The sequence below is a fragment of the Agromyces humi genome, assembly GCF_009720255.1.
GTDB lineage: Bacteria > Actinomycetota > Actinomycetes > Actinomycetales > Microbacteriaceae > Agromyces > Agromyces humi.
This window is the reverse complement of record NZ_WJSP02000274.1, coordinates 1-5,119: the sequence shown is the minus strand read 5'-3', so window position 1 is coordinate 5,119 and position 5,119 is coordinate 1. Positions and strand designations below refer to the sequence as shown.

The window sequence follows — 5,119 nt, the reverse complement described above, 5'->3', positions numbered from 1 at the left end:
CCGCCGAGAGCGCCTCGAGGTCGCGGCGCGCGGTCGCGACCGACACCTCGAGCTCCTCGGCGAGCCGCGCCGCGGTCACGCGCCCGCGAGCCTGCAGGGTGAGCAGGGTGGCGACGAGGCGGTCAGCGCGCATGTTCCCATCCTCCCTGGAAAAGTGGTCAGAGGGTGAGCACTTCTGCGTTCGAGACTGGAGTCACACGAACAGCAGCAGAAACCGGTTCGACCGGTTCCACGAAGGGACGCACTCATGCTCAGGGGATTCGCCACCGTCAGCTACTACGCCGCCGACCTCGAGGCTGCCGCCGCCTGGTATTCCGAGGTGCTCGGCATCGAGCCGTACTACCAGCGCCCGGGCTACATCGAGTTCCGGGTCGGCGATGACGAGGACGAGCTGGGCATCATCGACGCGGCGTACCGGCCCGCCGGCCCTGAAACGCCCGGCGGGGAGATCATCCAGTGGCACGTCGACGACCTGCCCGCCTCGTACCAGCGACTCCTCGACCTGGGCGCGACGACGTACCAGCCTCCGATCGAACGCGGGCCGGGCTTCGTGACCCCGGTCGTGGTCGACCCGTTCGGCAACCTGCTGGGCATCATGTTCAACCAGCACTGGGCCGACCGCCACGCCTGAGATCGGCGGCGGGTCGCGGCCGTGGCACGTGCAACGCCGCAACCCCACCGACCGGTTACAGCGCCTTGACCGCCCCGAGCACCTTGGCAAGCGAGTCCTTGGCGTCGCCGAACAGCAGCGTGGTCTGCGGCTCGAACAGCAACTCGTTCTCGATGCCTGCGAAACCGGGCCGCATCGAGCGCTTCAGGAACACGACCTGGCGCGCGTCGGCCACTTCGAGGATCGGCATGCCGTAGATGGGGGAGCCGGGGGTCGACTTCGCGGCGGGATTCACGACGTCGTTCGCGCCGACGACGAGCGCGACATCCGCCGTCTTGAACTCGGGGTTCACCTCGCCCATCTCCTTCAGGGACTCGTAGGGCACGTTTGCCTCGGCGAGCAGCACGTTCATGTGCCCGGGCATGCGACCGGCCACGGGGTGGATGGCGAACACCACCTCGATGCCCCGCGACTCGAGCTCGGACTGCAGCTCCGCCACGGTGTGCTGGCCCTGCGCCACGGCGAGGCCGTAGCCCGGCACGATGACGACCTTCTGGGCGTACCCGAGCAGCACGGCCACGTCTTCGGGGCTCGACGAGCGCACCGGCCGGTCGGATGTCTCGGTGGACCCGGCGGTCGACCCGCCCCGGAACGCGCCGAACATGATGCCCGACACGCTGCGTCCCATCGCGGACGCCATGGCCCGGGTGAGGATGGTTCCGGATGCCCCGACGAGCGTGCCCGCCACGACGAGCAGCACGTTGCCGAGCACGAGGCCCGACGCTGCGACGGCAAGCCCGGTGAACGCGTTGAGCAGCGAGATCACGATCGGCACGTCGGCGCCGCCCACGGGCAGCACGAGCAGCACGCCGGTCAGCAGGCCGAGCACGAGCAGCACCACGGCGAGCCATCCCGCGCCCGTGAAGACGACGGCGACGGCCGCTGCGATGGCCGCGACGAGGGCACCCGTCATGAGCAGCGGGAGTCCGGGGAAGACGACGGGACGGGTGGTCATCAGCTCCTGCAGCTTCGCGAAGGTCACGAGCGACCCCGCGAAGGACACCGCCCCCACGAGCAGCGTGAACACGATGGCGACGCGCACCCACGCGTCATCCGTGTGCGCCAGCTCGAGCAGCGCCACGAGCGCCGCCGCACCGCCGCCGACGCCGTTGAACAGGGCGACGAGCTGGGGCATCTGCGTCATCTGCACGCGCCGGGCGACGGGCGCGGCGATGGCCGAGCCGACGGCGATGGCCCCGAGGATCCATGGGATGTTGTCGAGCTTCGACGAGAGGAAGACGGTGACCACCGCGATGAGCGCTCCGGCCGCGCCGATCAGGTTGCCGCGGCGGGCGGTCTTCGGCGAGCTGAGGCCTTTGAGGGCGAGGATGAAGCAGACGGCGGCGACCAGGTAGAGGATCGCGGTCCAGGTGGGCGAGAGGAGGATCATCGGCCGGCCCCCTTGCGCCCGCGGAACATCTCGAGCATGCGGTCGGTGACCACGAACCCGCCGACGAGGTTGGCGGTCGCGAGCACGACGGCGACGAGGGCGATGGCGAGCGTCCAGCCGTCGGAGGCCTGGCCCGCGACGATGATCGCACCCACCAGGATGATGCCGTGGATCGCGTTCGCGCCCGACATCAGCGGGGTGTGTAGGGTGCTCGAGACCTTCGAGACCACCTCGAAGCCCACGAACACCGACAGCACGGTGATCGTGAGCAGGGCGACGCCGTCCATCAGCGGGCTCCTTCCGTGTCCAGGGCTTCAGCGGTCGCCGGATGCCGCACCTCGCCGTCATGCGTCAGGCAGGCGTCGAGCACGACCACGTCGCCGAAGTCCGGCTCGACCGAGCCGTCGTGCGTCATGAGCGCGAGGAGGTTCGCCACGTTCTTGGCGTAGAGGCGGGACGCATCCGCAGGCATCGTCGACGCGGCATCCTTCATGCCCACGAGCGTGATCGTGCCGCCGTCGGCGGTCGGCACCACGACATCCGACCCGGCGACGGAGCCCTCGACGTTGCCGCCCGACTCGGCGGCGAGGTCGACGACCACCGACCCGGGGCGCATCGCGCGGACCATGTCGGCCGTCACGAGCAGTGGCGCCGGACGCCCGGGGATCGCCGCGGTCGTGATCAGCACATCGGAGTCGGCGACGTGCGGAGCGAGCAACGCCCGCTGCCGTGCGGCGCGATCGGCGCCGAGCTCCTTCGCGTAGCCGCCGCCGGCGTCGGCCGCGTCGAGGTCGAGGTGGATGAACGTGCCGCCCAGTGACTTCACCTCGTCGGCGGATGCGGCCCGCACGTCGTTCGCGGAGACGCGAGCGCCGAGGCGCTTCGCCGTGCCGATGGCCTGCAGGCCCGCGACGCCCGCACCGAGCACGAGCACCTTCGCCGGCGGGATGGTGCCGGCCGCGGTCATGTAGAGCGGGAAGAACCTCGGCAGCCGCATCGCCGCCTCGAGCACGCAGCGGTAGCCGGCGACGAGCGCCTGGCTCGTCAGCGCATCCATCGACTGGGCGCGCGAGATGCGCGGCACCAGCTCGAGCGCGAACGCCGTCACGCCGGCATCCCGGAGCGCGCGCACCGTGGGCAGCTCGGTCGACGGTGAGCCGAGCCCGATCGTCACCGCGCCACGCCGCAGGCGCGCCGGGGTCTCGGGTTCGAGCGGACGCACGTGCAGCAGCACGTCGAGGTCGCCGAGGCCCAAGGGGTCGACCACCGTGGCCCCGGCCTGCTCGTACGAGGCATCCGAGTGACCGGATGCCTCGCCGGCGCCGTGCTCGATGAGCACCTCGAGCCCCAGGCCGGCCAGTTGCCGCACGGTATCGGGCGTCGCGGCGACCCGCCGCTCACCTGTTCGTCGCTCTCTCGCGATGCCGACCCTCACGGTCGCTCCTCTCCACACGGGAGTGCAGCGGCGCCGCCGGCACGGAGGAACCCGATGCTGCGGCACTGCTGCACGTGTGGCGAGCGTACCCGCCGCCGCGGCATCCGATCCATGATTCGGCCGTTTCGCGGCCGAAAGATCAGCGGTTCTTCACCTGTGCGGAAGAGTCGCGCACGATCGTTGCGTCGGCGGCCCCGTCGGCGACGGTCTTCCGTGGAGGCATCGGTGCAGTGCCGATGCTCCCACGCGTGCTCGTGTGCGTGCTCGTGCTCGCACCGGCACGCCGGGAGGCGGCGAGGACCGCCCGCAGCACGAACGCCGACCACGCGACGAGGCCGAGCAGCTTGGCGCCGTCCTCGACGAGCACGGAGGCCTGGGTCGCCGCCACCGCGAGGTCGGTCGCTGCCGAGACCCCGAACGATCCGACCGCGAGCAGGAGGAGCCCGACATCGAGGCCCCGAACGATCAGGCTCCGGAACGCCAGGACGAATCGGAGGAACGCGAACCCGTATGCGGCCGCGACCACCGCGCCGGTCCACGGCGCGAACGTCGCGGCCTCGTGCAGGAGGAGGAGATCGTCGAGGGCGAGCACGAGGCTCAGGACGGCCATCCACAGCAGCAGCCCGGGCCACGGTGCGCGCGCGTCGCGCAGGATGAGCCGTGCCGTCGCCGCAGCGCCACTCGAGAGCACCAGCACGACGATGCCGAGGTTGGACACCAGTCCATACGCGGGGCTCGCCGCGTCATGCCGCGCGGCGATGACCTGGCTGTCGCGCATCAGGTCGCTCGGTGCAAGCCACGGCTGCACCGCCGCCGCGGCCAGCAGCACCGCGACGGGGAGGACGACGGACGCGTAGACCCGCGGGGGCGTTCGGGCGATCATTTGCGGGATCGGTGCGACCGGACGTGCATGGGCGGGGGTTCGATGCATGACATCTCCACCCGACCCATGCCACGCTGCGGTCGGGACTTCCTCTGGGGGCGGCGACACCGGCGACCGGGCTCTCGGGCAGAGCCACCGAGCGTGCCGTGCATTGCATTCGGGTCGGCAGCTGGGTCGGGTCATCGGCTGAGGTCGTCGCAACGATATGGGCGCGCGCTCGTGGGGTGAAGGGCTTGACAGGCGGACGCCGAGGCGCCTGCAACTCACCGCCACACGGTGACCCGCCGTACGACGGCGATGTCGGATGCCGCGGGTCGGAGGATGCCGACGCCGCCGAGGGCACCGGACGGCAGCGGCATCCGTCTCGACGCAGGCCAAGCGGATGCCGCGTGGCCGGACGACCGCAGCCGAGTCCAGTCGCCCGCACGCGTCAAGCGGTTGCTGCCGACGCGAAGCGGCGTCGACGCGAACCACTCGTCGCGGAGACGCACGGCAAGGCGCAGGCCGCGACCACGGCGCACGTCGACGCCGAAGCGGGTGACGTCGTGCCCGAGGAGACCGGTGATGGAGTCGAACGCGACCAGCCGGGCCTGCGTCGAACCCGGAACCACGAGACCGCCCGTGGTCAGCGCGGGTGATGGCCGTCGGGGCCCCGCCGTGACCTCCCTCCATCCGAGCGCGCCGAGCGGCCACGCGCCACCGCCGGCGCCATCACCGGCACCGCCCTCGGTGGCGGGCACA

At 71.4% G+C, this 5,119-nt stretch carries 7 protein-coding genes; 1 reads left to right on the top strand and 6 read right to left on the bottom strand.

The genetic code is table 11. From position 1 onward, the window contains the following. A partial coding sequence (locus GH736_RS16880; protein ID WP_159605410.1) for an HTH domain-containing protein occupies nt 1–133 on the bottom strand: 133 nt, incomplete at its 3' end. Nucleotides 134–247: 114 nt separating this feature from the next. Here GH736_RS16880 and GH736_RS16875 point away from each other — a divergent pair. Beyond that, a complete protein-coding gene (locus tag GH736_RS16875; protein ID WP_159605408.1) occupies nt 248–631 on the top strand; it encodes a VOC family protein in 384 nt (127 codons plus the stop codon). A gap of 55 nt (nt 632–686) precedes the next feature. Here GH736_RS16875 and GH736_RS16870 read toward each other — a convergent pair whose 3' ends face one another. The 5 genes from GH736_RS16870 to GH736_RS16850 all read right to left on the bottom strand — a co-directional run. Beyond that, a complete protein-coding gene (locus GH736_RS16870; RefSeq protein WP_159605406.1) occupies nt 687–2,060 on the bottom strand; it encodes an NAD(P)(+) transhydrogenase (Re/Si-specific) subunit beta in 1,374 nt (457 codons plus the stop codon). Further along, entirely contained in the window at nt 2,057–2,347 is a 291-nt protein-coding gene (locus GH736_RS16865; protein WP_159605404.1) for an NAD(P) transhydrogenase subunit alpha, read from the bottom strand. The genes GH736_RS16870 and GH736_RS16865 overlap by 4 nt, the downstream gene beginning before the upstream one ends. After that, nucleotides 2,347–3,495, bottom strand: coding sequence for a Re/Si-specific NAD(P)(+) transhydrogenase subunit alpha (locus tag GH736_RS16860; protein ID WP_159605402.1), 1,149 nt, complete (start codon nt 3,493–3,495; stop codon nt 2,347–2,349). The genes GH736_RS16865 and GH736_RS16860 overlap by 1 nt, the downstream gene beginning before the upstream one ends. Nucleotides 3,496–3,634: 139 nt before the next feature. Continuing rightward, nucleotides 3,635–4,378: a hypothetical protein gene (locus GH736_RS16855; protein WP_159605400.1), complete on the bottom strand. Its 744-nt coding sequence runs from the start codon at nt 4,376–4,378 to the stop codon at nt 3,635–3,637. A gap of 263 nt (nt 4,379–4,641) precedes the next feature. Then, on the bottom strand, nt 4,642–5,119 hold a 478-nt coding region (locus GH736_RS16850; RefSeq protein WP_159605398.1), incomplete at its 5' end, for a hypothetical protein.

Excerpts from the sequence above, each read along its gene's own strand:
- GH736_RS16875 (WP_159605408.1), top strand. The coding sequence starts at position 248 with ATGCTCAGGGGATTCGCCACCGTCAGCTACTACGCCGCCGACCTCGAG.
- GH736_RS16870 (WP_159605406.1), bottom strand. The coding sequence starts at position 2,060 with ATGATCCTCCTCTCGCCCACCTGGACCGCGATCCTCTACCTGGTCGCC.
- GH736_RS16865 (WP_159605404.1), bottom strand. The coding sequence starts at position 2,347 with ATGGACGGCGTCGCCCTGCTCACGATCACCGTGCTGTCGGTGTTCGTG.
- GH736_RS16855 (WP_159605400.1), bottom strand. The coding sequence starts at position 4,378 with ATGATCGCCCGAACGCCCCCGCGGGTCTACGCGTCCGTCGTCCTCCCC.